The sequence below is a fragment of the Pseudomonas quasicaspiana genome, assembly GCF_021147825.1.
Classification (GTDB): Bacteria; Pseudomonadota; Gammaproteobacteria; order Pseudomonadales; family Pseudomonadaceae; genus Aquipseudomonas; species Aquipseudomonas quasicaspiana.
Window position 1 is genome coordinate 1 of the sequence record NZ_JAGTPI010000058.1, and the last position, 21,180, is coordinate 21,180.

Annotated in this window: 17 protein-coding genes and 1 pseudogene; 9 read left to right on the plus strand and 9 right to left on the minus strand. The window is 57.8% G+C overall.

The window, feature by feature from the left end; genetic code table 11:
• Nucleotides 1-411 precede the first annotated feature (411 nt).
• The 7 genes and pseudogenes from KDX30_RS24100 to cobA all read left to right on the plus strand — a co-directional run bounded on the left by KDX30_RS24100 (nucleotide 412) and on the right by cobA (nucleotide 10,590).
• Nucleotides 412-1,620 carry a CmpA/NrtA family ABC transporter substrate-binding protein gene (locus tag KDX30_RS24100; RefSeq protein WP_231677688.1) on the plus strand — a complete coding sequence of 403 codons (1,209 nt, stop codon included), beginning with the start codon at nucleotides 412-414 and terminating at the stop codon, nucleotides 1,618-1,620.
• A gap of 13 nt (nucleotides 1,621-1,633) precedes the next feature.
• Entirely contained in the window at nucleotides 1,634-2,209 is a 576-nt protein-coding gene (locus tag KDX30_RS24105) for an ANTAR domain-containing response regulator (protein ID WP_027902728.1), read from the plus strand.
• A 421-nt stretch (nucleotides 2,210-2,630) separates the two neighbouring features.
• Entirely contained in the window at nucleotides 2,631-3,842 is a 1,212-nt protein-coding gene (locus KDX30_RS24110; RefSeq protein ID WP_122397362.1) for a nitrate/nitrite transporter, read from the plus strand.
• 8 nt (nucleotides 3,843-3,850) lie between these two features.
• Nucleotides 3,851-5,509 carry a bifunctional protein-serine/threonine kinase/phosphatase gene (locus KDX30_RS24115; protein WP_122397363.1) on the plus strand — a complete coding sequence of 553 codons (1,659 nt, stop codon included), beginning with the start codon at nucleotides 3,851-3,853 and terminating at the stop codon, nucleotides 5,507-5,509.
• Between the two features lie 359 nt (nucleotides 5,510-5,868).
• A pseudogene (locus KDX30_RS24120) lies at nucleotides 5,869-7,068 on the plus strand (NAD(P)/FAD-dependent oxidoreductase); the annotation flags it as partial.
• Nucleotides 7,069-7,097: 29 nt separating this feature from the next.
• On the plus strand, nucleotides 7,098-9,827 hold the full coding sequence (locus KDX30_RS24125; protein ID WP_231677689.1) for a nitrate reductase: 2,730 nt from the start codon (nucleotides 7,098-7,100) through the stop codon (nucleotides 9,825-9,827).
• A 13-nt stretch (nucleotides 9,828-9,840) separates the two neighbouring features.
• Nucleotides 9,841-10,590, plus strand: coding sequence for a uroporphyrinogen-III C-methyltransferase (gene cobA, locus KDX30_RS24130; RefSeq protein WP_231677690.1), 750 nt, complete (start codon nucleotides 9,841-9,843; stop codon nucleotides 10,588-10,590).
• A gap of 78 nt (nucleotides 10,591-10,668) precedes the next feature.
• Here the strand turns inward: cobA and KDX30_RS24135 are convergent, their stop codons facing one another.
• The 8 genes from KDX30_RS24135 to ppsA all read right to left on the minus strand — a co-directional run bounded on the left by KDX30_RS24135 (nucleotide 10,669) and on the right by ppsA (nucleotide 18,769).
• On the minus strand, nucleotides 10,669-11,703 hold the full coding sequence (locus KDX30_RS24135) for an OmpA family protein (protein ID WP_099268666.1): 1,035 nt from the start codon (nucleotides 11,701-11,703) through the stop codon (nucleotides 10,669-10,671).
• Between the two features lie 106 nt (nucleotides 11,704-11,809).
• A complete protein-coding gene (gene sigX / locus KDX30_RS24140) occupies nucleotides 11,810-12,400 on the minus strand; it encodes an RNA polymerase sigma factor SigX (protein ID WP_027902735.1) in 591 nt (196 codons plus the stop codon).
• Between the two features lie 86 nt (nucleotides 12,401-12,486).
• The gene (locus KDX30_RS24145; protein ID WP_231677691.1) at nucleotides 12,487-13,311 is read right to left on the minus strand and encodes a mechanosensitive ion channel family protein; all 825 of its coding nucleotides are present in this window, start codon (nucleotides 13,309-13,311) and stop codon (nucleotides 12,487-12,489) included.
• 2 nt (nucleotides 13,312-13,313) lie between these two features.
• Nucleotides 13,314-13,562, minus strand: a complete 249-nt coding sequence (locus KDX30_RS24150; protein ID WP_027902737.1) for a hypothetical protein — start codon at nucleotides 13,560-13,562, stop codon at nucleotides 13,314-13,316.
• A gap of 87 nt (nucleotides 13,563-13,649) precedes the next feature.
• Nucleotides 13,650-14,645, minus strand: coding sequence for a zinc transporter ZntB (locus tag KDX30_RS24155; protein WP_231677692.1), 996 nt, complete (start codon nucleotides 14,643-14,645; stop codon nucleotides 13,650-13,652).
• Between the two features lie 11 nt (nucleotides 14,646-14,656).
• On the minus strand, nucleotides 14,657-15,145 hold the full coding sequence (gene rraA / locus KDX30_RS24160; RefSeq protein ID WP_122397575.1) for a ribonuclease E activity regulator RraA: 489 nt from the start codon (nucleotides 15,143-15,145) through the stop codon (nucleotides 14,657-14,659).
• A gap of 158 nt (nucleotides 15,146-15,303) precedes the next feature.
• Entirely contained in the window at nucleotides 15,304-16,296 is a 993-nt protein-coding gene (locus tag KDX30_RS24165; RefSeq protein ID WP_027902740.1) for an alpha/beta fold hydrolase, read from the minus strand.
• Between the two features lie 97 nt (nucleotides 16,297-16,393).
• Entirely contained in the window at nucleotides 16,394-18,769 is a 2,376-nt protein-coding gene (ppsA, locus tag KDX30_RS24170; RefSeq protein ID WP_099268661.1) for a phosphoenolpyruvate synthase, read from the minus strand.
• Between ppsA and KDX30_RS29595 the strand changes: the two genes are divergently transcribed.
• Both KDX30_RS29595 and ppsR read left to right on the plus strand, forming a co-directional pair.
• Entirely contained in the window at nucleotides 18,716-18,925 is a 210-nt protein-coding gene (locus tag KDX30_RS29595; RefSeq protein ID WP_049827198.1) for a hypothetical protein, read from the plus strand. The genes ppsA and KDX30_RS29595 overlap by 54 nt on opposite strands.
• A gap of 39 nt (nucleotides 18,926-18,964) precedes the next feature.
• Nucleotides 18,965-19,783: a posphoenolpyruvate synthetase regulatory kinase/phosphorylase PpsR gene (gene ppsR, locus KDX30_RS24175; RefSeq protein ID WP_027902742.1), complete on the plus strand. Its 819-nt coding sequence runs from the start codon at nucleotides 18,965-18,967 to the stop codon at nucleotides 19,781-19,783.
• A 113-nt stretch (nucleotides 19,784-19,896) separates the two neighbouring features.
• Here the strand turns inward: ppsR and prpF are convergent, their stop codons facing one another.
• Nucleotides 19,897-21,078 carry a 2-methylaconitate cis-trans isomerase PrpF gene (gene prpF, locus KDX30_RS24180; protein WP_231677693.1) on the minus strand — a complete coding sequence of 394 codons (1,182 nt, stop codon included), beginning with the start codon at nucleotides 21,076-21,078 and terminating at the stop codon, nucleotides 19,897-19,899.
• Between the last annotated feature and the right edge of the window lie 102 nt (nucleotides 21,079-21,180).

Consider the following 21,180-nt stretch of genomic DNA (forward strand, 5'->3'; position numbering starts at 1 on the left):
TTGCGGCGGCCCACGGTTCAGGATCTGCGGGCGGGTACACCGAGCGACAGCGAGGTGCCAAGTGGTGGGGCAAGAGCGTTTTGCTTACTTTTGCGCTCCTTTCAAAAGTGAGGCGCTGTAAAAGCGCAACCAATATCAGCAGCAACCGCAATAACGGATATGTACACGACATGAAATCTGTGCATGTACCTATGCCACGACAAGGTGAGAACGGCACTGGCATATCGCTTGCTTGGCTTAAGCTAATAGCAGCGTGCCAACGAGGGCCCGATGCATCGACAATGGCGTCGTTCCGTCTTTGCTTTTTGGCAAAGGATTGAACGGCGCTTTTTTTATGAAAGATTTCTGCCAGCCTGGCTCGGGCACGCCCGCTCCACCCGCAGTTGTCGTGGCAGAGGACAGATGACACTTATGAACGAACCCACACGAAACCCGTTGGCCTGGGTAGCTGGCAGCGATGCGCCAGAGATAAACAGCCTGGATATCGGCTTCATGCCGCTGTCAGACAGCGCCTCGATAGTCGTTGCCGCGACGCAAGGCTTCGCCCAGCCTTACGGCCTGAGCCTGAACCTCAAGCGTCAGCCTTCATGGGCAAGCCTGCGGGACAAGCTGGTCAGTGGCGAACTGCACGCGGCCCACAGTCTTTACGGTTTGATCTATGCCGTGCAGTTAGGCATTGGCGGCAGCGCAGCCACCGACATGGCCGTGCTCATGGGACTGAACCAGAACGGCCAGAGCATCAACTTATCGCGTCCGCTACAGGAAGCTGGCGTGATCACTCCTGAGGCGCTGGATCAGCAAGTGCACCAAAGCGGCACAAAGCTGACCTTCGCGCAGACCTTCCCTACCGGCAATCATGCCATGTGGCTTTATTATTGGCTGGCCAGTCAGGGCATTCATCCCTTGCAGGACGTGACCAGCGTGGTTGTTCCGCCGCCGCGCATGGTCGAACATCTGCAAGCCGGTCGTATCGATGGTTTCTGTGTCGGTGAACCTTGGGGCGCCAGTGCAGTGGATCAGCAACTGGGCTTCACCTTCGCCACCACCCAGGCTATCTGGCCCAACCACCCGGAAAAAGTGCTTGGCTGCACCCGGGAATTTGTCGAGCAGAACCCCAACACCGCACGGGCATTGGTCATGGCCGTACTCGAAGCCAGTCGCTTCATCGAATCCAGCGACGAAAATCGTCGCAGCGCCTCGCAATTGCTTAGCGGCGCGGACTATCTGGACGCTCCCGCCAGTTATATCGAACCCCGCTTGCTGGGTGATTACCGCGACGGCTTGGGTAACCAATGGCAAGACCATCACGCTCTGCGCTTTCACGGCAATGGCGAAGTCAATCTGCCATACCTGTCCGACGGCATGTGGTTCATGACGCAGTTCCGCCGCTGGGGTTTGCTGCGTGAAGATCCGGACTACCTCAATGTCGCCAAAGGCGTTCACCAACTGGCGCTTTATCGTCAGGCCGCGGAGGCACTGGACATAACAGTTCCGACGGCAACGATGCGCAGCAGCCAACTGATCGACGGCAAGGTCTGGGATGGTTCAGACCCGGCTGGCTATGCCCGCAGCTTCAAGCTTCACGCCATGGCCGACGCGGCCGCCGCCGTGACTCAATGAGGAGTTGACGATTATGCTGCGTATCCTCTTGATCAATGACACGGCAAAAAAAGTCGGACGTCTGAAAGCCGCGCTGAGTGAAGCGGGCTTTGAAGTAATCGACGAGTCCGGGCTGATTATTGACTTGCCCGCCCGGGTTGAAGCGCTTCGCCCGGATGTCATCCTGATCGACACTGAATCCCCCGGCCGCGATGTCATGGAACAGGTGGTGATGGTCAGTCGCGACCAGCCTCGCCCTATCGTGATGTTCACCGACGAACATGATCCGGGGGTGATGCGTCAGGCCATCAAGTCCGGTGTCAGCGCGTACATCGTCGAGGGTATTCATGCCCAGCGGCTGCAGCCGATTCTCGATGTGGCCATGGCCCGTTTTGAGAGCGATCAGGCCTTGCGTGCACAACTTCAGGCACGGGACCAGCAACTGGCCGAGCGCAAACGCATCGAGCTGGCCAAGGGGTTGCTGATGAAAATGAAGGAGTGCAAAGAGGAAGAGGCCTATACCTTGATGCGCCGCCAGGCCATGAGCAAACAGCAGAAACTGATTCAGGTGGCGGAGCAGATCATTGCGATGAGTGAGTTGTTGGGGTGAGTCGTAGTTTTGTGGATTTGAAGGAGCGTAGATTGGTCTGGGCGGCATTCCGGCGACAAGGCTGAACGCTATTCACTTCAGATCGCGTACACCTTATCGCGGGCAAGCCCGGCTCCCAAAAGGGAATGCATTCCAAAATGAGTTGAAGGGTAGGTTTTTTCCATCTGGCCCAGCTTTTGCTAGTTAATCAACACAGGTAACCAACGGCGGTTGCCCCACTTTACGACAAAGACGTCGCACACCTCTTTCGCCAACGCGAATCGGGTTGCGGCGTTTTTTGCGTTTTGGTCCCAGTGATCGGGGTCGGTGGTGCTGCCGAGGTTATGGACGCCCCACCTGCAAGTCTCTCCAGCTTCAAGCCCTTACGTTTCGGGTCCGTGCCCGAGACAACAGATCTTCCTTTTTGCAGATGAGGTGTTCAATGAATACAAGCTTCTGGAAGGCCGGCCATAAACCGACCCTGTTCGCCGCCTTTCTGTATTTCGATCTGAGCTTCATGGTCTGGTACCTGCTCGGCCCGATGGCCGTTCAAATTGCGACAGACCTGCAACTGACTACTCAACAACGCGGCCTGATGGTGGCCACGCCTATCCTGGCAGGCGCCCTGCTGCGCTTTGTGATGGGTATCGTGGCAGATCAACTATCGCCGAAAACCGCCGGGATCATCGGTCAGGTCATCGTAATACTTGCACTGTTCACTGCCTGGAATCTGGGCGTTCACACCTATGAGCAGGCGCTGTTGCTGGGCGTGTTCCTCGGCGTTGCCGGTGCATCGTTCGCCGTCGCGCTGCCGCTGGCTTCCCAGTGGTATCCAGCAGAACATCAGGGCAAAGCGATGGGCATTGCCGGTGCAGGCAACTCGGGCACCGTGCTGGCCGCGTTGATTGCTCCCGTGCTGGCTGCGGCGTTTGGCTGGAGCAACGTGTTCGGCTTTGCGGTCATCCCGCTGGTCCTGACCCTGATCGCTTTTTCGCTGATGGCGCGTAACGCACCGGAGCGGGCGAAACCCAAGTCCATGGGCGACTATCTCAAGGCGCTGGGTGATCGTGACAGCTGGTGGTTCATGTTTTTCTACAGCGTCACCTTCGGCGGTTTCATTGGCCTGGCCAGCGCCCTGCCCGGCTACTTCAACGACCAATACGGCCTGAGCCCTGTCACTGCCGGTTACTACACCGCAGCCTGCGTATTCGGTGGCAGCCTGATGCGCCCACTGGGCGGTGCACTGGCTGACCGATTCGGCGGTATCCGCACCTTGGCGGGCATGTACGCGGTGGCTGCTATCTGCATCGCGGCCGTTGGTTTCAACTTGCCAAGTTCCTGGGCGGCACTGGCCTTGTTTGTTGCAGCGATGCTCGGTCTGGGTGCCGGTAATGGCGCAGTGTTCCAACTGGTGCCACAACGTTTCCGCAAGGAAATCGGCGTCATGACCGGCTTGATCGGCATGGCTGGCGGCATCGGTGGTTTCCTGCTCGCAGCCGGTCTGGGCTCGATCAAGCAACACACCGGTGATTATCAGATGGGCTTGTGGTTGTTCGCGTTTCTTGGCGTACTGGCGTGGTTCGGCCTGCTTAACGTCAAGCGTCGCTGGAGAACCACCTGGGGTTCGGCAGCAGTAACCGCTGCTCGCGTCTGAGTCGCTTGATGAGCTTGCAACTGAGCCTGGCTCAATTCAGCGCCAGTGGGCCGCGGGCGGAGAATCAGGACGCGATGCGCCTGGTGACTCCGGCCCCGGCCCTTGCCGCCAGCAAGGGCTATTTGTTTGCCCTTGCTGATGGCGTCAGTCAATGCGTTGATGGCGCCCTCGCCGCGCAATCAACCTTGCAAGCGCTGGCGCTGGATTACTACTCGACGCCGGAAACCTGGGGCGTCGCCCAATCCCTTGACCGGCTACTGCTGGCGCAGAATCGCTGGTTGCAGGCCAATGGCTTGCTAACCACACTCAGCGCTCTGGTGCTACGTGGCAGGCGCTTCACGCTGGCCCACGTCGGCGACTGTCGCGCCTACCGTTGGCACGACGGAGTGCTGCAACGCATCAGTGAAGACCACGTCTGGGAACAGCCCGACATGCAGCACGTGCTCAAACGCGCACTGGGCCTGGATCAATACGTGGTCATGGATTATCTGGACGGCGAGCTGCGTGAGGGCGAACGCCTGCTGCTGCTCAGCGATGGTGTCTGGGCGACGCTGGGGGACGCCAGCATTCGCTCGATTCTCGCCGAACAGGAGGATCTGGATCGTGCCGTGCAGACGCTGGTCAGCGCCGCGCATCTGGCTGGCAGTCAGGACAACGCCAGCGCCGTGCTGATTCGCGTCGATGCGCTGGGTCAGGACGACCTTGGCGACGCGCTGATTCAGCTTCAACAATGGCCGCTGCCGCCAGTACTAAAGCCCGGACAACCTTTCGAAGGCTGGCAGATAAACAGTCTGCTGGCCGAGTCTCGACAGTCGCTGCTGTATCGGGTCAGCGATGCGCAAAGCCAGCACTGGCTGCTGAAAACACTTCCAGGCAATCGCCATGACGAACCCGGTGCGGGCCAGGGATTGCTGCTGGAAGAGTGGTTTTTGCGCCGGGTTGCGGGACGCTTCTTTCCTGAAACCCATTCAGTACCAGATCGCCAACACCTGTATTACGTGATGCGTGAGCATCCGGGACGCAGTTTGTCTCAATCATTCAAAGAGCACGGCCCGGTCTCCGTGGCGCAATGGCTGGGTCATGCCACGCAACTGCTGCGTGCCGTGGGCTTGCTGCATCGGCGCAATATCATCCACCGGGACATCAAACCGGAAAACCTGCTGCTCGACGATAACGGCGAGTTGCGCCTGCTGGATTTTGGTCTCGCTTACTGTCCCGGCCTCTCCACACTGATGCCGGGCGAGTTGCCAGGCACGCCAAGCTTCATTGCACCTGAAGCGTTCAAGGGCGACGAACCCACTCCACAGCAGGATATTTACGCGGCGGGCGTCACCCTTTATTACCTGCTGACCGGGCATTACCCGTACGGCGAAATCGAAGCATTCCAGCATCGACGCTTCGGTACGCCCACGCCAGCCAGCCGGTACCGCCCGGACCTGCCCGACTGGCTGGATCACAATCTGAGCAAGGCACTGCAAGCTGATCCGCAACTGCGCTATGAAACCGCAGAGCAATGGTTGCTGGAGCTTGAACAAGCCGAACACCGGCCAATGGTGAAACGCGCACAGCCGCTGCTGGAGCGTGAGCCGCTGAAAGTCTGGCGCACGGTTGCACTGGTTTCACTGCTGGTGAATCTGGTGGGGGTTATCTGGTTGATGCGTCATTGAGCAGTGATTGCCCTGCAACGGTGCAATTCGCACCAAAGTGAGCAACTCGTTGATATACATCCTGTGGGAGCAGGGCTTGCCCGCGATAAGGTCGCTGCGGCCTAAAGTGAACAAAGTCCAACCCTATCGCGGGCAAGCCCTGCTCCCACAGTTTAGCCATCACATCATGCTCTATCTGGCACAACCCCTGCATATCTATCCTCAAGCAACTCACATCGCTACAGCCTTCAAAGACGAAGGCTGAGCTTCCCGAGAGAACGGGACCGGACAAAGGCGTCCTCGCTAGTTATCTAGCGGGACGCCTTTTTTGTTTGTGCAGGATTTGTCGAGCACCCTCTCGCGGGCTTCTCGGAGGCAAGATGAAAAAACTCAAGCTGGTGATGATTGGCAACGGCATGGCCGGGGTTCGAACGCTTGAAGAGCTGCTCAAACTCAGCGACGAGCTCTACGACATCACTGTGTTCGGTGCCGAGCCGCATCCCAATTACAACCGCATCATGCTGTCTCCGGTGCTGGCCGGTGAACAGAAGTTCGAAGACATCGTGCTCAACGATCTGGAATGGTACTTGAGCAACAACATTCGGCTGCTGCTCAACCGCAGGGTCGTGAAAATCGACCGCGCGAAACGCCAGGTGATTGCCGACGACGGCACCGTCGCGCACTACGACCGCCTGCTGATCGCCACAGGCTCGACGCCCTTCATGCCGCCCATGCCTGGCAGCACCCTCAGCAGCGTGATCGGCTATCGCGATATCGCTGACACACGAATCATGATTCATACCGCCAAGACGCGGAAACATGCGGTGGTGATCGGCGGCGGCCTGCTCGGCCTGGAAGCGGCAAACGGCTTGAAGATGCGCGGCATGGGCGTGACCGTCGTCCACATCGGCAAATGGCTGCTGGAGCGCCAACTGGACAAAACCGCCGGGCAATTGCTGCAAACCGCACTGGAATCCCGTGGCCTGCACTTTCGCCTGAACGAGCAGACCGAAGCGTTGCTGGATAACGGCAAAGGCGCGGTGAAAGCCGTGCAATTCAAAAATGGTGACGTGATCCCTGCCGACCTGGTGGTCATGGCAGCAGGCATTCGCCCGGCAACCGAGCTGGCAGAACTGGCTGGACTGCCCTGCAATCGCGGGATTCTGGTCAATGACACCCTGCAAACCTACGACCCGCGTATTTATGCCATCGGCGAGTGCGCAAGTCATCGCGGTACGGCCTACGGCCTGGTAGCACCGCTGTTCGAGCAAGCCAAAGTCTGCGCCAATCATCTCGCGCAACTGGGCTTCGCTCGCTACAAAGGTTCGGTCACTTCGACCAAATTGAAAGTGACCGGCATTGACCTTTTTTCTGCCGGGGACTTCATGGGTGGCGAAGGCACCGAAACCATCACTTTGCTGGACCCCATCAGCGGGCGCTATAAAAAACTGGTAATCAAAGACAACGTGCTAGTGGGCGCTTGCTTGTACGGCGATACCACGGACGGCGGCTGGTATCTGCGCCTGATCCGCAGCCGGCAATCAATCAGCGGACTACGTGACCAACTGATGTTCGGCGAAGCCACCACGCCGCAAAAGGACATCGCGCTATGCGCCTGACCAGCATCCCGGCGCCCGCGACGCAAACCACCGCATCCACCTGCTGCTATTGCGGGGTCGGCTGCGGCGTACTGATCGAACATGACGGACGCAACATCATCGGCGTCAGCGGAGATCCCGTGCACCCGGCTAACTTCGGCAAGCTGTGCAGCAAGGGTTCGACCTTGCACCTGACGGGCGACCTCAATGCCAGGGCGCTGTACCCGGAATTGCGCCTGAGCAAAAGTCTTGCGCGAGCGGTCACGGATTGGGACACCGCTCTGGATCACGCTGCTAATGTATTTGCCGAAACTATCCGCAAGCACGGACCTGACAGCGTTGCGTTCTATATCTCGGGGCAACTGCTGACCGAGGACTACTACGCGTTCAACAAGCTGGCCCGAGCGCTGGTAGGCACCAACAATATCGACAGCAACTCCCGCCTTTGCATGTCTTCCGCCGTGGTGGGGTACAAGCGCAGCCTGGGCGCAGACGCTCCACCCTGCAGCTATGAAGATATCGAGCTGAGCGATTGCGTGATGATCGTCGGAAGCAACATGGCTTACGCGCACCCGATCTTATTTCGCCGCCTGGAAGAAGCGAAAAGCCAACGCCCGGACATGAAAATTATCGTCATCGATCCACGCCGAACCGATACGTGCGATCTGGCGGACATGCATCTGGCGATCAATCCCGGCACAGACGTGGCGCTGTTTCACGGGATCCTGCATCTGTTGCTGTGGGAAGGCTGGGTCGATCAGGATTTCATTGATCAGCACACCGAAGGCTACGCCGAACTGAAAAGTCTGGTGCACCATTACACGCCGCAAATGGTCGCGCAGACCTGCGGTATCTCGCGCCAACAACTGCACGACTGCGCGCAATGGATCGGTCAGGCCCCGAGCTTTCTGTCGCTATGGTGCATGGGCCTGAATCAGTCCACTGCAGGCAGCGCCAAGAACAGCGCATTGATCAATCTGCATCTGGCTACTGGGCAAATTGGACGTCCGGGTGCCGGGCCTTTTTCCCTTACGGGCCAACCCAACGCCATGGGCGGCCGCGAGACTGGCAGCCTGTCCAATCTGCTACCCGGCCATCGGGAAGCCGCCAACGCCGAGCATCGAGCTGAAGTGGCGCAGTACTGGGGGATCGACAAACTTCCGGAAACCCCGGGCTTATCAGCCATCGAACTGTTCGAGCAGATGCAAAGCGGCAAAATCAAGGCGGTATGGATCGCTTGTACCAACCCGGCTCAATCGCTGCCTGATCAGACTCGAGTTCGCGAAGCCTTGAATACCTGTCCATTCGTGGTCCTGCAGGAAGCGTTCCGAACAACAGAAACTGCACGCTTCGCCGACCTGCTGCTACCCGCCGCGAGCTGGGGCGAAAAAGAAGGCTCGGTCACCAACTCCGAACGACGTATTTCTCACGTACGCAAAGCGATCGCCGCACCCGGCGAGACGAGGCCGGACTGGGCGATCACCGTTGATTTCGCCCAACGCCTCCAGGCTCGGCTGCAACCTGACGCGAAGGCGCTTTTTGATTTCCAGACGCCCCAGGCGCTGTTCGACGAATACAAGCTCCTGACCCAAGGCCGTGACCTGGATCTGTCCGGGATCAGCTACGACATTATCGACCAGCATGGCCCACAACAATGGCCATTCCCCGCAGGAGCAACCTGCGGTACGGCGCGGCTTTATCTGAACGGCCAATTTCCGACGCCAACAGGCAGAGCCAGATTCATCAGCGAACCGTACAACGCGCCAAAAGAACTGCGCGACAGCCGCTTCCCGTTGACGCTGAATACTGGCCGTCTGCGCGATCAATGGCATGGCATGAGTCGCACCGGCACCGCTGCGCGCCTGTTCGGTCACGTCAGCGAAGCGGTAGTGAGTCTGCACCCTGAAGACCTGCATCGCTATCGACTGCAATCCGGTGATCTGGTCACCCTGAAAAGCCGACGCGGCAGCGTGATTGTGCCGGTAGGCAGCGATGACGGTCTGCGGGCGGGTCATGCCTTCATGCCGATGCACTGGGGTGATCGTTTTCTCAAGGGCGGCGTGAATCTCCTGACACAGCCAGCCTTTGACCCCATCTCCAAACAGCCTGAGCTGAAGCATTCTGGCGTGCGCATCGACAAGATCGACCTGCCATGGCGACTGTTTGTGCTGATAGAAGGTGATGTGCAACTCCGACTGGATGCCCTGCGCTCACTGTGTGACGAGTTTCCTTACACCAGCTTGAGTCTCGCCGGACGTGAGCGCTCTGCCCTTACCCTGCGTGCAGCCAGCAGTGAAGCACCTGCTCAAGAACTGCTTGATCGGATTGACCATTTACTGGGGCTGGATCACGGCCCCGTGCTGGCTTACGACGATGCTCATCGCGGTATCAGCAAACGCATTCGTCTGGATCAAGGTCGAGTCACCGCGATCCGTCTCGGCGGGGAAACGCTCGCCAGGGACTGGTTGCAAAGCTTGTGGCTGGATGGAAAGGAGATCGACGACGAGCTACGCCGCTGGCTGCTTGCCCCGATCAGCAGCGCTCCCGGTTCGAGCACTACCCAGGCAATCGGCAGCAAGACGTTGTGCAACTGCATGAACGTCAGTGAAAACGCAGTGTGCGACGCCATCGAAAAAGGTCTGGATCTGGGTCAACTGAAGGCACAACTGGGCTGCGGCACGATGTGCGGCTCCTGTGTGCCGGAAATCAAACGACTGCTGACGGCCGTCGCGGTCAATTAATGAGGTGTACGGCATGAGTGCAAAAGTCTGGCTGGTCGGCGCAGGCCCGGGTGATCCGGAGCTACTGACCCTCAAAGCTGTACGCGCTTTGCGAGAAGCAGATGTGGTACTGATCGACGACCTGGTAAACAGCGCCGTTTTGGAGCATTGCCCAGCCGCCCGAGTGATTGCAGTCGGTAAACGTGGCGGTTGCCGCTCGACACCACAGGCGTTCATCCATCGCCTGATGCTTCGCTATGTGAGGCAAGGCAAATGCGTGGTCCGACTCAAAGGTGGAGACCCCTGCATATTTGGCCGTGGCGGCGAAGAAGCCGACTGGCTTAGGGCACATGGGGTTGAGGTGGAACTGGTCAATGGCATAACCGCAGGCCTGGCGGGGGCGACGCAGTGCGGTATCTCGCTGACGCTGCGCGGCGTCAGTCGCGGCGTAACGCTGGTGACAGCTCACACTCAGGATGACAGCACCCTGAACTGGCAAGCGCTGGCTCAAGGGGGAACAACGTTGGTCGTGTACATGGGCGTAGCAAAACTGGCAGAGATACGTGACAGCCTGATCAGCGGCGGCATGTCGCTGAACATGCCGGTGGCAATGATCGAAAACGCTTCACTGCCTCAACAACGGGAATGCCGTAGCTCACTGGCAGAGATGCAACGGGATGCTGCGCTATTCGAATTGAAGAGTCCGGCCATTCTGGTGATTGGTACGGTCGCGGCGGGAACGGAGATGGATTTACTGCATCTGGCAGCAAGCAAAACGGCCTGATCTTTTCCCTCAAATCGCAGGCAAAGAAAAGCCCGGCCTAAGCCGGGCTTCTCTATTGAAGCGAGTAAAGCAGGCTAATTACTTAGCTTGTGCTTCAACTTCAGCTTCTACGCGACGGTTAACAGCGCGGCCAGCGTCAGTTGCGTTGTCAGCAACTGGACGGGATTCGCCATAACCAACCGAGTTTACGCGGCTAGCGCCAACACCGTACTGGTTAACCAGAACCTGTTTAACGGCGTTTGCACGACGCTCGGACAGTTTTTGGTTGTAAGCGTCAGGACCGACGGAGTCAGTGTGACCTTCAACAGTGGTGGTGGTTTGTGGGTACTGTTGCATGAAGTCAGCGAGGTTCTTGATGTCGCCGTAGCTGTTAGGCTTGACTACGGATTTGTCGAAATCGAACTTCACGTCCAGCTCAACACGAACCACTTCGGCAACTGCTGGGCAGCCATCAGCGTCAACAGTAACGTTGGCTGGGGTGTCCGGGCACTTGTCGACGTTGTCGCACACGCCGTCGTTGTCGCTGTCGGAGCACACTTCAGCTACTGGAGCTGGTGCTGCTTCAACTTTCTTGGAGCCGCCACCGAAGTTTACGCCGATACCGACGCTAGGAGCCCACTCGGTGTCGCCTTGGTCGATGTTGTACTGAGCTTCAACGCCAGCACGGGCATAGAAGTTGTCAGTGAAGTAAAGCTTGGCGCCGCCGCCGATGTTGGCGAAGGTCGAACCGTTACGGCCGCCGCGAGCGTCTTGACCGATGCTTTGATCAGAGAAACCAGCCGAAACGTACGGACGCAGCATGTCGCCCGGGTTGTTGAAGTGGTACAGGGCGTCAAGGGCAGTGTTGGAGCCTTTGATGTTCTTGCCGCTATCGCTGCGAACGTTGTGAACTTCGTCGTAACCCAGACGTACTTCTACGTCGTCGGTCAGGAAGTAACCAATCGAGCCGCCGAACAGGTTGCCGTCGTTTTTGAAGTTACGGGCGCTGTCGTAGTACTCTTTCTTGGCGAAGCCTTCGATTTCGACTGCGCCTTGGCCTTGTGCCAGAGCGCCGAAAGATGCCGCGGCAACAATAGTACCAATGGCCAAGCCCAAGGTGTTTTTCAGTTTCATCCGTTAAATCCCCATCTGGTGATTGTAAAGCAGTCCCGCAATAAGGGGACAACTCGTCGGCAAGTCTATCAGAACTTGCCTGGTTGTTAGAGATATTTGCATCGCCTTAAGTTTCGGTAATGCCTGCAAATTTCTCACGTAATTTATCTAAAGCCCGCTTGTAGCGCATTTTCGTTGCACTCAAGCCCATGTGCATGATGTCTGCGATCTCCTGGAATTCAAGTTCTGCAACAAAACGCAGGACCAGAATCTCCCGATCAATCGGGTTCACATGCACAAGCCAGCGATCAAGTCCGCCCCGTTCTTCAGGTTTTGGCGTCTTTTCTTCCGACGCTTCCTCAAGTGGATCCAGACTCAAAGCGTCCATCAAGCGACGCTTACGCCGTTCCTTCCTGTACTGCGTGATGCATTCGTTGTAAGTGATGCTGTACAGCCATGTTTTGAATTTCGATTTACCCTCAAAATTCTTCAAGCCATACAACACCTTAAGCATCACTTCCTGACAGACATCATCTGCATCGCGATCGTTCCCTAAATAACGTGCACAGACGTTAAAAAGTGTCCGTTGATAGCGACGCATCAACTCTTCGTATGCCCGCGTCACATGGAAAAGTTCGACGTGGGCTCGCGCGACCAGCTCCTCATCAGAGAGCTCGCTCGGGTCGTAGCGCATCGATAGCGGTTGAGGGTTATTCAAAACAAATCGTGCCGACAGTCAGGTCAATGGCCGCCACTGCCTTTGAAACGGCAATTTGTGGCGGCATAGAGTAGCAGGTTAGCCGCTTAACGGCTGCTCACTCGCTGCTCCAGAAGAACGCGGTTGGACAATGAAACCAACTCCCCGTCGTCTGTCAGCAGCGTGGTTTTCACCGTACCGATCTCTTCGATCTGCCCTTCAACATCGCCAATCCGCACCTCTTGCCCTACCTGATACAACTCCCGCACATAAATCCCTGCCAGTATTTGGCCAGCAAGCTCACGACTTCCCAACCCCAAGGCCAGCGCAATTGCCAGACCAACGGTAATCAAAACGATCACAATCACGTGGTTGAGCAGGTCAGTTTTGACCTCCAACTGACTGATCGCCACCGAAATACTGATAATTATGACCAGACCCTGGGCGACTCTACCCAGGCCTGCAGCGTAATCAAGCCCTACTCCCTCGGCACCGCCTCGCACCAGGCCGTTGACCAGTTGCGCCAGTAGCACCCCAACCAGAAGCACCAGTGCAGCGCCAAATACCTTCGGCAAATATCCGGTCAACATGTCCAGCGTCGCGGAAACCCGCTCCAGCCCAAGCGATCCAGCCGCCGTTACCAGAAAGGTCAATAACACGAACCAGTAAACGATCTTGCCGATCAGGGTGGAAATTGGCACCTGAACGCCGGCACGGCTGATCAGCTTGGTCAGGCCAGTGCCTGCCATCAAGCGATCAAGACCGATTTTAGCGAGCAGCTTCGACAGCAAGGTTTCGAGCAGCTTGGCGACAACAAAACCGAGCAAAACGACGACAACTGCGCCCAACAGGTTCGGGATGAAAATTGCAACCTTGGTCCACAATGCGGTCATTGCGGCAACCAGACTCTGGGTCCAGACATCCAATTCCATGTTCAATCAGCCTTATCGACAGGACGAGCGGTAGAATTCTTTTTACGTGAAACCGGTGCAACATGGGCCGAGCCGTTGTTCAAAGCGATCATCATCGCTTCCGTCCAGCGGCCCAGCAGACTGAACAACACACCTGCGCCGACCTGGCGATTGGCGGTCTTCAGTACGCGACCAAGGCATGCATCATCATCCCGGCTGGAGGATGAAGACTTGAGCATGTCGCGCAATGATTCTTCAAACGGATCGTGCATAGGCACCTCTCGTAACGTCCAGTGAAGACGCATGCTGATTCGGACGAGTCACAAATCAGTCCCTGGACGCACCTTAAAAACTTAACACTAAACCCAGCGCAAGCGCCGGAACAACCACCACTGCCCTAAAGCCAGCGCGACGATCAATGCGCAGGCCACCAGAAATCCGTATGGGCTGTCAGAGCCGGGTATCCCGCCGACGTTGATACCCAGCAAGCCTGTCAGGAAGCTCATGGGTAGAAAAATTGCTGTGATGATGCCAAAGCGGTACATCGTGTGATTCATCCGTTCCCGCAAACGCCGGTCTTCGGACTCCAGCACCAGCCCCACTCGCTCGCGGGTCAATTCAAGCTCTTCCAGATAACGCGTCAGGCTGTTGTTCAGCTCGTTCCAGTAATCAGCATCATCGTCAACGAACCACGGCAGTTTGCTGCGACTTAACTGCCCGTAAATTTCCCTCTGTGGAGAGAGGAAACGCCGCAGTCCCGCAGCCCGGCGACGAATATGCAGCATTTTGCCATGATCAGGGGTATACCGTTCGTCGGCATCTATCTTTTCTTCCTCTTCATCCACCGATTCGGTGAGGTCTCCCACTAGCGCCTGAACCTTGTCGGTCAGGTATTGAGCGAGATACAGGATCAGTTCGGACGCGGTTTTAGGGCCCTTGCCTTCGTTCAGTTGTTCAATCAGCTCGTCCGTGGCCCTCAGTGGTCGCAAGCGCAAGGAAATGACTTGCTGAGCTGCGGCAAAGATACGTACCGAGACCATGTCTTCCGGCTCAGCGCCGGGATTGAGATTGACCCCGCGTAGAAACAGCAGCAGCTTTTCGTCGGGCAGCGGCAGCAAGCGCGGCCGGGTATTTTCCTCGAGCAAAAGGTCGCAGGCGAACTCGCTCAGACCGCTGGCCGTACGCAGCCATGTGTGAGTTTGCGGATGACCGCGGTCCCAATGCAGCCAGACACTTTCGTGCGGCTGCAATTGCAGGCAATCCAGATCGGTCCGAGCGATGAAACGTGCCCCGCCTTTACCATCCAAAACGAGGGCATGAACCAGCCCCCACTGCGCGTTTGTTTCGTCAAACATTAATACTTCGCTTATTCGGGCATTGTCAGAGGCGACGGTGAAACGATCACACCATTGTTGTCGGCATATACGTATTCCCCTGGACGGAACGTGACCCCGGCAAAGGTGACCACCACATTCAGGTCACCAATACCGCGCTTGTTGGTTCTCAGGGGATGACTGGCCAGAGCCTGTACACCCAGATCAGTTTGCGCCAGAACATCCACGTCGCGGATGCAGCCATAGATCACCATACCTTGCCAGCCGTTGCGCGCGGCCTTCTCGGCAATCATGTCACCGAGTAGCGCGCAACGCAGCGAACCGCCGCCGTCGACCACCAGTACCTTGCCCTTCCCGTCCAGCTCGGCCTGCTCCTTGACCAGGGAGTTGTCCTCAAAGCATTTGACGGTCACGATTTCGCCGCCGAATGAATCACGACCACCAAAATTGCTGAACATCGGCTCAAGAACCTGAACCAGGTCCGGGTAAGCGTCGCACAGGTCGGGAGTGAGGTAATGCATGGTGGTACTCCTGTCAGTGAAAGATCAGCGTCTTATGATGTGTCTGCCTATGAACCGTAGCTCATAAGATCAAAACGTATCCAGCGTAGCGACCTTTAGCTGAACTGCATTTCGCATCCTGTGGAATCGCAATCTGCGCCCAGTGTAATACGCCGAAGTCACTCGCCAACGGCCATCGGCGTTTGTGACAGCTCCTGTACAGGCACGCAGCCTTCGTTCAGCCATTGCGTAACCAGTGGCCAGACCTCGCGCTGGGCGGCTTTACTGACCAACATCTGTACGTGATCGAAATCCTGCGAGAAACCCTGCTCACGCCCAAGGCAGAGGAATTTGCGCTGTTGCGAGCCAATCTGATCAAAGAGTTTGCGGCACGCCCAGACCGGGTCTTGATGGTCGCCAAAGGCGGCAACCGCAAGCACCGGCACTTCAACGCCCGGCAAACCTGCCCACCAGTCCGTCTCGCGGTCACCGAAGCGGCCGAACATTCCATGCCAACGCATACTTTCCAGCACCAGACCGATGGGCTCATCCTCTGGACCCCGCTTGAAACGCGGGCCCGAAATGTGCTCGAACGGCTTCAACAGCATGCGCCCCGCCCACTGCACTGGCGGAATCTTCAGCGGCCAGTAATCACGACTGACCTGGCTGCCGAACAAGGCAACGGAGGCTGCACCAGGTGGGCCAAGATACTGCCCGCCCAGCGCAGCCGCCAGAGTGGTGCCGCCCAGGGAATGGCCGATCCAGTGCGGAATCTGCCCGCTCTGCTCCCGCACGAATGCCGCAATGGCGGGTACGTCATAGCGGGCGTAATCAGCGACACGATTGGAACGGTACGCCTGGTTACGCGCCGACAGACCGTGACCACGCATTTCCGGGATCCATACATCGAAACCGGCTCGCGCCAGATAGGCACCCAGGCCAATGCCTTTAGGGGAATACCAGAAGCGCCGGTTGGAAAAGCTGCCGTGCATCAGAATGACCGGCACACCGCGAACATCAGGCTGCGCGACCAGCCCCAGCCGGGTCACCGCAATTTCGACGCTGTAATCGGGACTGTTGGCGGGCTTGAGGCGGTAAACGTCTTCGATCAAATCGCCACAACGCTCGGCGCTGATCAAAGCCACAGGAAAAAGAGTGCTGCTGCTTTGCATATTGCTCAAACAATCAAAGGTCGGTGTGAAAACCGTCCGTGGTAAACGTAAAAAAGCCCCGGCTCACCGAGATGAACCGGGGCTCCACTCAATCACATCAGACCGGGGCCTGAGCCTCAGCCAGGAAGAACCAGGTTTCCAGCACGGAATCCGGGTTCAACGAAACGCTTTCAATGCCCTGATCCATCAACCAGCGGGCCAGATCCGGATGGTCCGATGGACCCTGACCGCAGATGCCGATGTACTTGCCAGCCTTGTTACAGGCCTGAATGGCATTGGACAGCAGCTTCTTCACTGCAGGGTTACGCTCGTCAAACAGATGCGCGATAACCCCGGAGTCACGGTCCAGCCCCAGTGTCAGCTGGGTCAAATCGTTGGAACCAATGGAGAAGCCGTCAAAGTACTCGAGGAACTCTTCAGCGAGGATAGCGTTCGACGGCAGCTCACACATCATGATCACGCGCAGGCCGTTTTCGCCGCGCTTCAGACCGTTCTCGGCCAGCAGATCAATGACCTGACTGGCTTCGCCCAGCGTACGCACGAACGGCACCATGATCTCGACGTTGGTCAGGCCCATTTCCTCACGCACACGCTTGAGGGCACGGCATTCCAGCTCGAAACAGTCGCGGAAATTTTCGCTGATGTAGCGGGAAGCGCCACGGAAACCCAGCATCGGGTTTTCTTCTTCCGGCTCGTACATCTTGCCGCCGATCAGGTTGGCATACTCGTTGGACTTGAAGTCCGAGAGGCGCACGATAACCTTTTTCGGAGTAAACGCTGCGGCCAGGGTACTGATGCCTTCGACCAGTTTCTCGACATAGAAGCCAACCGGGTCGTCGTAACCGGCGATGCGCTTATCGACGCTGTCTTTGATGTCCTGAGGCAGGCTGTCGTAGTTGAGCAGCGCCTTGGGGTGCACGCCGATCATGCGGTTGATGATGAATTCCAGACGCGCCAGACCGACACCGGCGTTAGGCAATTGAGCGAAGTCAAATGCACGATCCGGGTTGCCGACGTTCATCATGATCTTGAACGGCAGCTCAGGCATGGCATCGACCGAGTTGGTCTTGATGTCGAAGCCCAGCTCGCCTTCGAAGATGTAACCGGTATCGCCTTCCGCGCAGGAAACCGTGACGCCCTGACCGTCCTGCAACAGTTGCGTGGCATTGCCACAACCCACGACCGCCGGAATGCCCAACTCTCGGGCAATGATCGCCGCGTGGCAGGTACGACCGCCCCGGTTGGTGACGATGGCGCTGGCGCGCTTCATGACCGGTTCCCAGTCCGGATCGGTCATGTCGGAAACCAGTACATCGCCGGGCTGGACCTTGTCCATTTCGGACACGTCTCTGATGATGCGGACCTTGCCTGCGCCGATGCGCTGACCAATGGCTCGACCTTCCACCAGCACCGTGCCGGTTTCCTTCAGCAGGTAGCGCTCCATGACATTCGCCTGGGCGCGGCTTTTCACGGTTTCAGGACGCGCCTGGACGATGTACAGCTTGCCGTCATCACCGTCTTTGGCCCACTCGATATCCATCGGTGCCTTGTAGTGCTTCTCGATGATCATCGCCTGCTTGGCCAGCTCTGCGACTTCCTCGTCAGTCAGGCAGAAACGCGCGCGATCAGCAGGCTCGACGTCCACGGTTTTCACCGAACGCCCCGCCTTGGCTTCTTCGCCATAGATCATCTTGATGGCCTTGCTGCCCAGATTGCGCCGCAGGATGGCCGGGCGACCCGCTGCGAGGGTGCCCTTGTGTACGTAGAATTCGTCAGGGTTGACCGCGCCCTGCACCACCGTTTCACCCAGGCCGTAAGCGCCGGTGATGAACACCACGTCGCGGAAGCCGGATTCGGTGTCCAGGGTGAACATCACGCCTGCCGTACCGGTTTCGGAGCGCACCATGCGCTGCACGCCCGCCGACAAGGCTACGAGCTTGTGATCAAAGCCCTGGTGAACACGGTAGGAAATGGCCCGGTCGTTGAACAACGAGGCAAACACTTCCTTGGCCGCACGGATGACGTTTTCAACGCCGCGGATATTAAGGAAGGTTTCCTGCTGCCCGGCAAAGGACGCATCGGGAAGGTCTTCAGCAGTGGCGGAAGAACGCACGGCAACGGCGAGATTCGGGTTGCCTGCCGACAGTTCGGCAAAGGCAGTGCGGATTTCGGCGTTGAGCTTTTCGGGGAACTCGGCTTCCATGATCCACTGACGAATCTGCGCACCGGTTTTGGCCAGCGCGTTGACATCGTCGACATCCAGAGCGTCCAGGGCTGCGTGGATCTGATCGTTCAGACCACTCAGCTCAAGGAAATCACGGTAGGCCTGGGCCGTAGTGGCGAAGCCACCGGGCACCGAAACGCCAGCACCTGCAAGGTTGCTGATCATTTCGCCGAGGGATGCGTTCTTGCCTCCCACATGCTCCACATCATGGACGCCGAGCTTATCGAGGGAAACTACGTACTCTACCAAGGTGATCTCTCCACTAACTGTGTTGTTGTTGGGAAAAGCTCAGTCTGGGTCGCCCCGCTACCGCGTGGCCCCGAACGCGTTCTGGCCTGGCCTCAAGCCGAAACCTGGAAAAAAGTTGTGAATGCCAACCACTCGGGCCCGCAAGCGCGCCTATGATATCCAACAATCGTCACCAGCTTAAGGCCAAAGGCGCAAATGAAACGATCTGCTTTTTTTATCTCCGACGGCACCGGGATTACCGCTGAAACCCTTGGCCAAAGCCTGTTAGCGCAATTTGAGAACATTACGTTCAACAAGTTCACCAGGCCCTATATCGACAGCGTCGAGAAAGCGCGGGCGATGGTACAACAAATCAACAATGCCGCCGACAAGGACGATGTCCGCCCGATCATCTTCGACACCATCGTCAATCAGGACATCCGCGAGATCCTGGCGACGTCCAACGGCTTCATGATCGACATCTTTTCGACCTTTCTGGCCCCGCTGGAGCAAGAGCTTAGTTCACACTCCTCCTACTCGGTGGGCAAATCGCACTCCATCGGCCACAACTCCAATTACATGGAGCGGATCGAGGCGGTGAACTTCGCGCTGGACAACGACGACGGTGCCCGTACGCACTACTACGACAAGGCAGACATCATTCTGGTGGGCGTGTCGCGCTGCGGCAAAACCCCGACTTGCCTGTACATGGCCATGCAATTCGGCATCCGCGCCGCCAACTACCCGCTCACCGAAGACGACATGGAGCGCCTGCAACTGCCAAATGCGCTGAAGGAGCACCGTAGCAAATTATTCGGCCTGACTATTGATCCAGATCGTCTGACCGCCATTCGCCACGAACGCAAACCCAACAGCCGCTATTCCAGCTATGCCCAGTGCGAGTTCGAAGTTCGTGAAGTGGAAAGCCTGTTCCGCCGGGAAAACATTCCGCACATCAATTCCACCCATTTCTCAGTGGAAGAAATCTCGGCCAAGGTGCTGGTGGAGAAAGGGGTTGAGCGCAGGTTTAAGTAGGCCCGCGCCGCCCGCCTGCAGGAGCTTGCACGCGAGGCGGTGTGTCAGCAAAAAATCAATTGACTGATCTGACGCCATCGCGGGCAAGCGCGCTCCTGCAGCACCTCATTCGCCTAACCCGGCACCCTCACCCAACCCTCCATCAACACCCTCGCGCTACGGCTCATGATGGCTTTGGTGACTTTCCATTCGCCGTTGCTCTGCAGCGCCTGAGCCCCGACCCGCAAGGTGCCGGACGGATGTCCGAAACGCACCGCCTCACGTTCAATGCCACCCGCTGCCAGATTGACCAGCGTGCCCGGGATCGCCGCTGCGGTACCGATGGCCACCGCAGCCGTCCCCATCATGGCGTGATGCAACTTGCCCATGGACATGGCCCGCACCAGCAGGTCGATATTGCTGGCAGCTACCGGCTTGCCGCTGGAGGCGATGTAGTCAGCAGCTTCTGCCACAAACGCGACTTTCGGCGTGTGCTGCCGGGTTGCAGCTTCTTCCAGATACTTGATCAAGCCCATGCGCAGCGCCCCGTGGGCGCGGATCGCTTCAAACATGGCCAACGCTTTAGGGTCGCCATTGATATCGCCTTGCAATTCACAACCGCTGTAGCCGATGTCTCGAGCGTTAACAAAAATGGTCGGGATACCGGCATTGATCAGCGTGGCCTTGAACGTGCCAACACCTGGCACCTCCAACTCATCCACCAGATTGCCGGTAGGAAACATCGAACCACCACCGCCCTCTTCGTCGGCCGCCGGATCGAGGAATTCCAGCTGCACTTCGGCGGCAGGAAACGTCACGCCGTCCAGTTCAAAATCGCCGGTTTCCTGCACCGCTCCGTCAGTAATGGGCACATGGGCAATAATCGTCTTGCCGATATTTGCCTGCCATATCCGCACCACGACAACGCCGTTTTGGGGAACCCGCGAGGCGTCCAGCAGACCGCTGCTGATGGCGAACGGGCCGACGGCTGCCGAGAGATTCCCGCAATTGCCGCTCCAGTCCACGAAGGGCTTGTCGATGGAGACCTGCCCGAACAGATAATCCACGTCGTGATCCGCGCGAGTGCTGCGCGACACGATAACCGTCTTGCTGGTACTGGAAGTCGCCGCGCCCATCCCGTCAATCTGCTTTTCGTACGGATCGGGGCTGCCGATGACCCGCAGCAGCAAAGCATCGCGAGCCGCACCTGGCACCTGCGCTGCTTTGGGCAGGTCAGCCAGCGTGAAGAACACGCCTTTACTGGTACCGCCGCGCATGTAGGTGGCGGGGATTTTTATTTGTGGTGCCCTTGCCATAAAAATTTGTCTCCATGCAATCGCGAGGCGAGCACCCAACCTGTGGGAGCGAGGCTTGCCCGCGATAAGGTATATGCGGTCTAAAGTGAATCGCGTCCAGCC

Coding starts and splice junctions, on each gene's coding strand:
- KDX30_RS24100 (WP_231677688.1), top strand. CDS start 412: ATGAACGAACCCACACGAAACCCGTTGGCCTGGGTAGCTGGCAGCGAT.
- KDX30_RS24105 (WP_027902728.1), top strand. CDS start 1,634: ATGCTGCGTATCCTCTTGATCAATGACACGGCAAAAAAAGTCGGACGT.
- KDX30_RS24110 (WP_122397362.1), top strand. CDS start 2,631: ATGAATACAAGCTTCTGGAAGGCCGGCCATAAACCGACCCTGTTCGCC.
- KDX30_RS24115 (WP_122397363.1), top strand. CDS start 3,851: ATGAGCTTGCAACTGAGCCTGGCTCAATTCAGCGCCAGTGGGCCGCGG.
- KDX30_RS24125 (WP_231677689.1), top strand. CDS start 7,098: ATGCGCCTGACCAGCATCCCGGCGCCCGCGACGCAAACCACCGCATCC.
- cobA (WP_231677690.1), top strand. CDS start 9,841: ATGAGTGCAAAAGTCTGGCTGGTCGGCGCAGGCCCGGGTGATCCGGAG.
- KDX30_RS24135 (WP_099268666.1), bottom strand. CDS start 11,703: ATGAAACTGAAAAACACCTTGGGCTTGGCCATTGGTACTATTGTTGCC.
- KDX30_RS24145 (WP_231677691.1), bottom strand. CDS start 13,311: ATGGAATTGGATGTCTGGACCCAGAGTCTGGTTGCCGCAATGACCGCA.
- KDX30_RS24150 (WP_027902737.1), bottom strand. CDS start 13,562: ATGCACGATCCGTTTGAAGAATCATTGCGCGACATGCTCAAGTCTTCA.
- KDX30_RS24155 (WP_231677692.1), bottom strand. CDS start 14,645: ATGTTTGACGAAACAAACGCGCAGTGGGGGCTGGTTCATGCCCTCGTT.
- rraA (WP_122397575.1), bottom strand. CDS start 15,145: ATGCATTACCTCACTCCCGACCTGTGCGACGCTTACCCGGACCTGGTT.
- KDX30_RS24165 (WP_027902740.1), bottom strand. CDS start 16,296: ATGCAAAGCAGCAGCACTCTTTTTCCTGTGGCTTTGATCAGCGCCGAG.
- KDX30_RS29595 (WP_049827198.1), top strand. CDS start 18,716: ATGCTCCACATCATGGACGCCGAGCTTATCGAGGGAAACTACGTACTC.
- ppsR (WP_027902742.1), top strand. CDS start 18,965: ATGAAACGATCTGCTTTTTTTATCTCCGACGGCACCGGGATTACCGCT.
- prpF (WP_231677693.1), bottom strand. CDS start 21,078: ATGGCAAGGGCACCACAAATAAAAATCCCCGCCACCTACATGCGCGGC.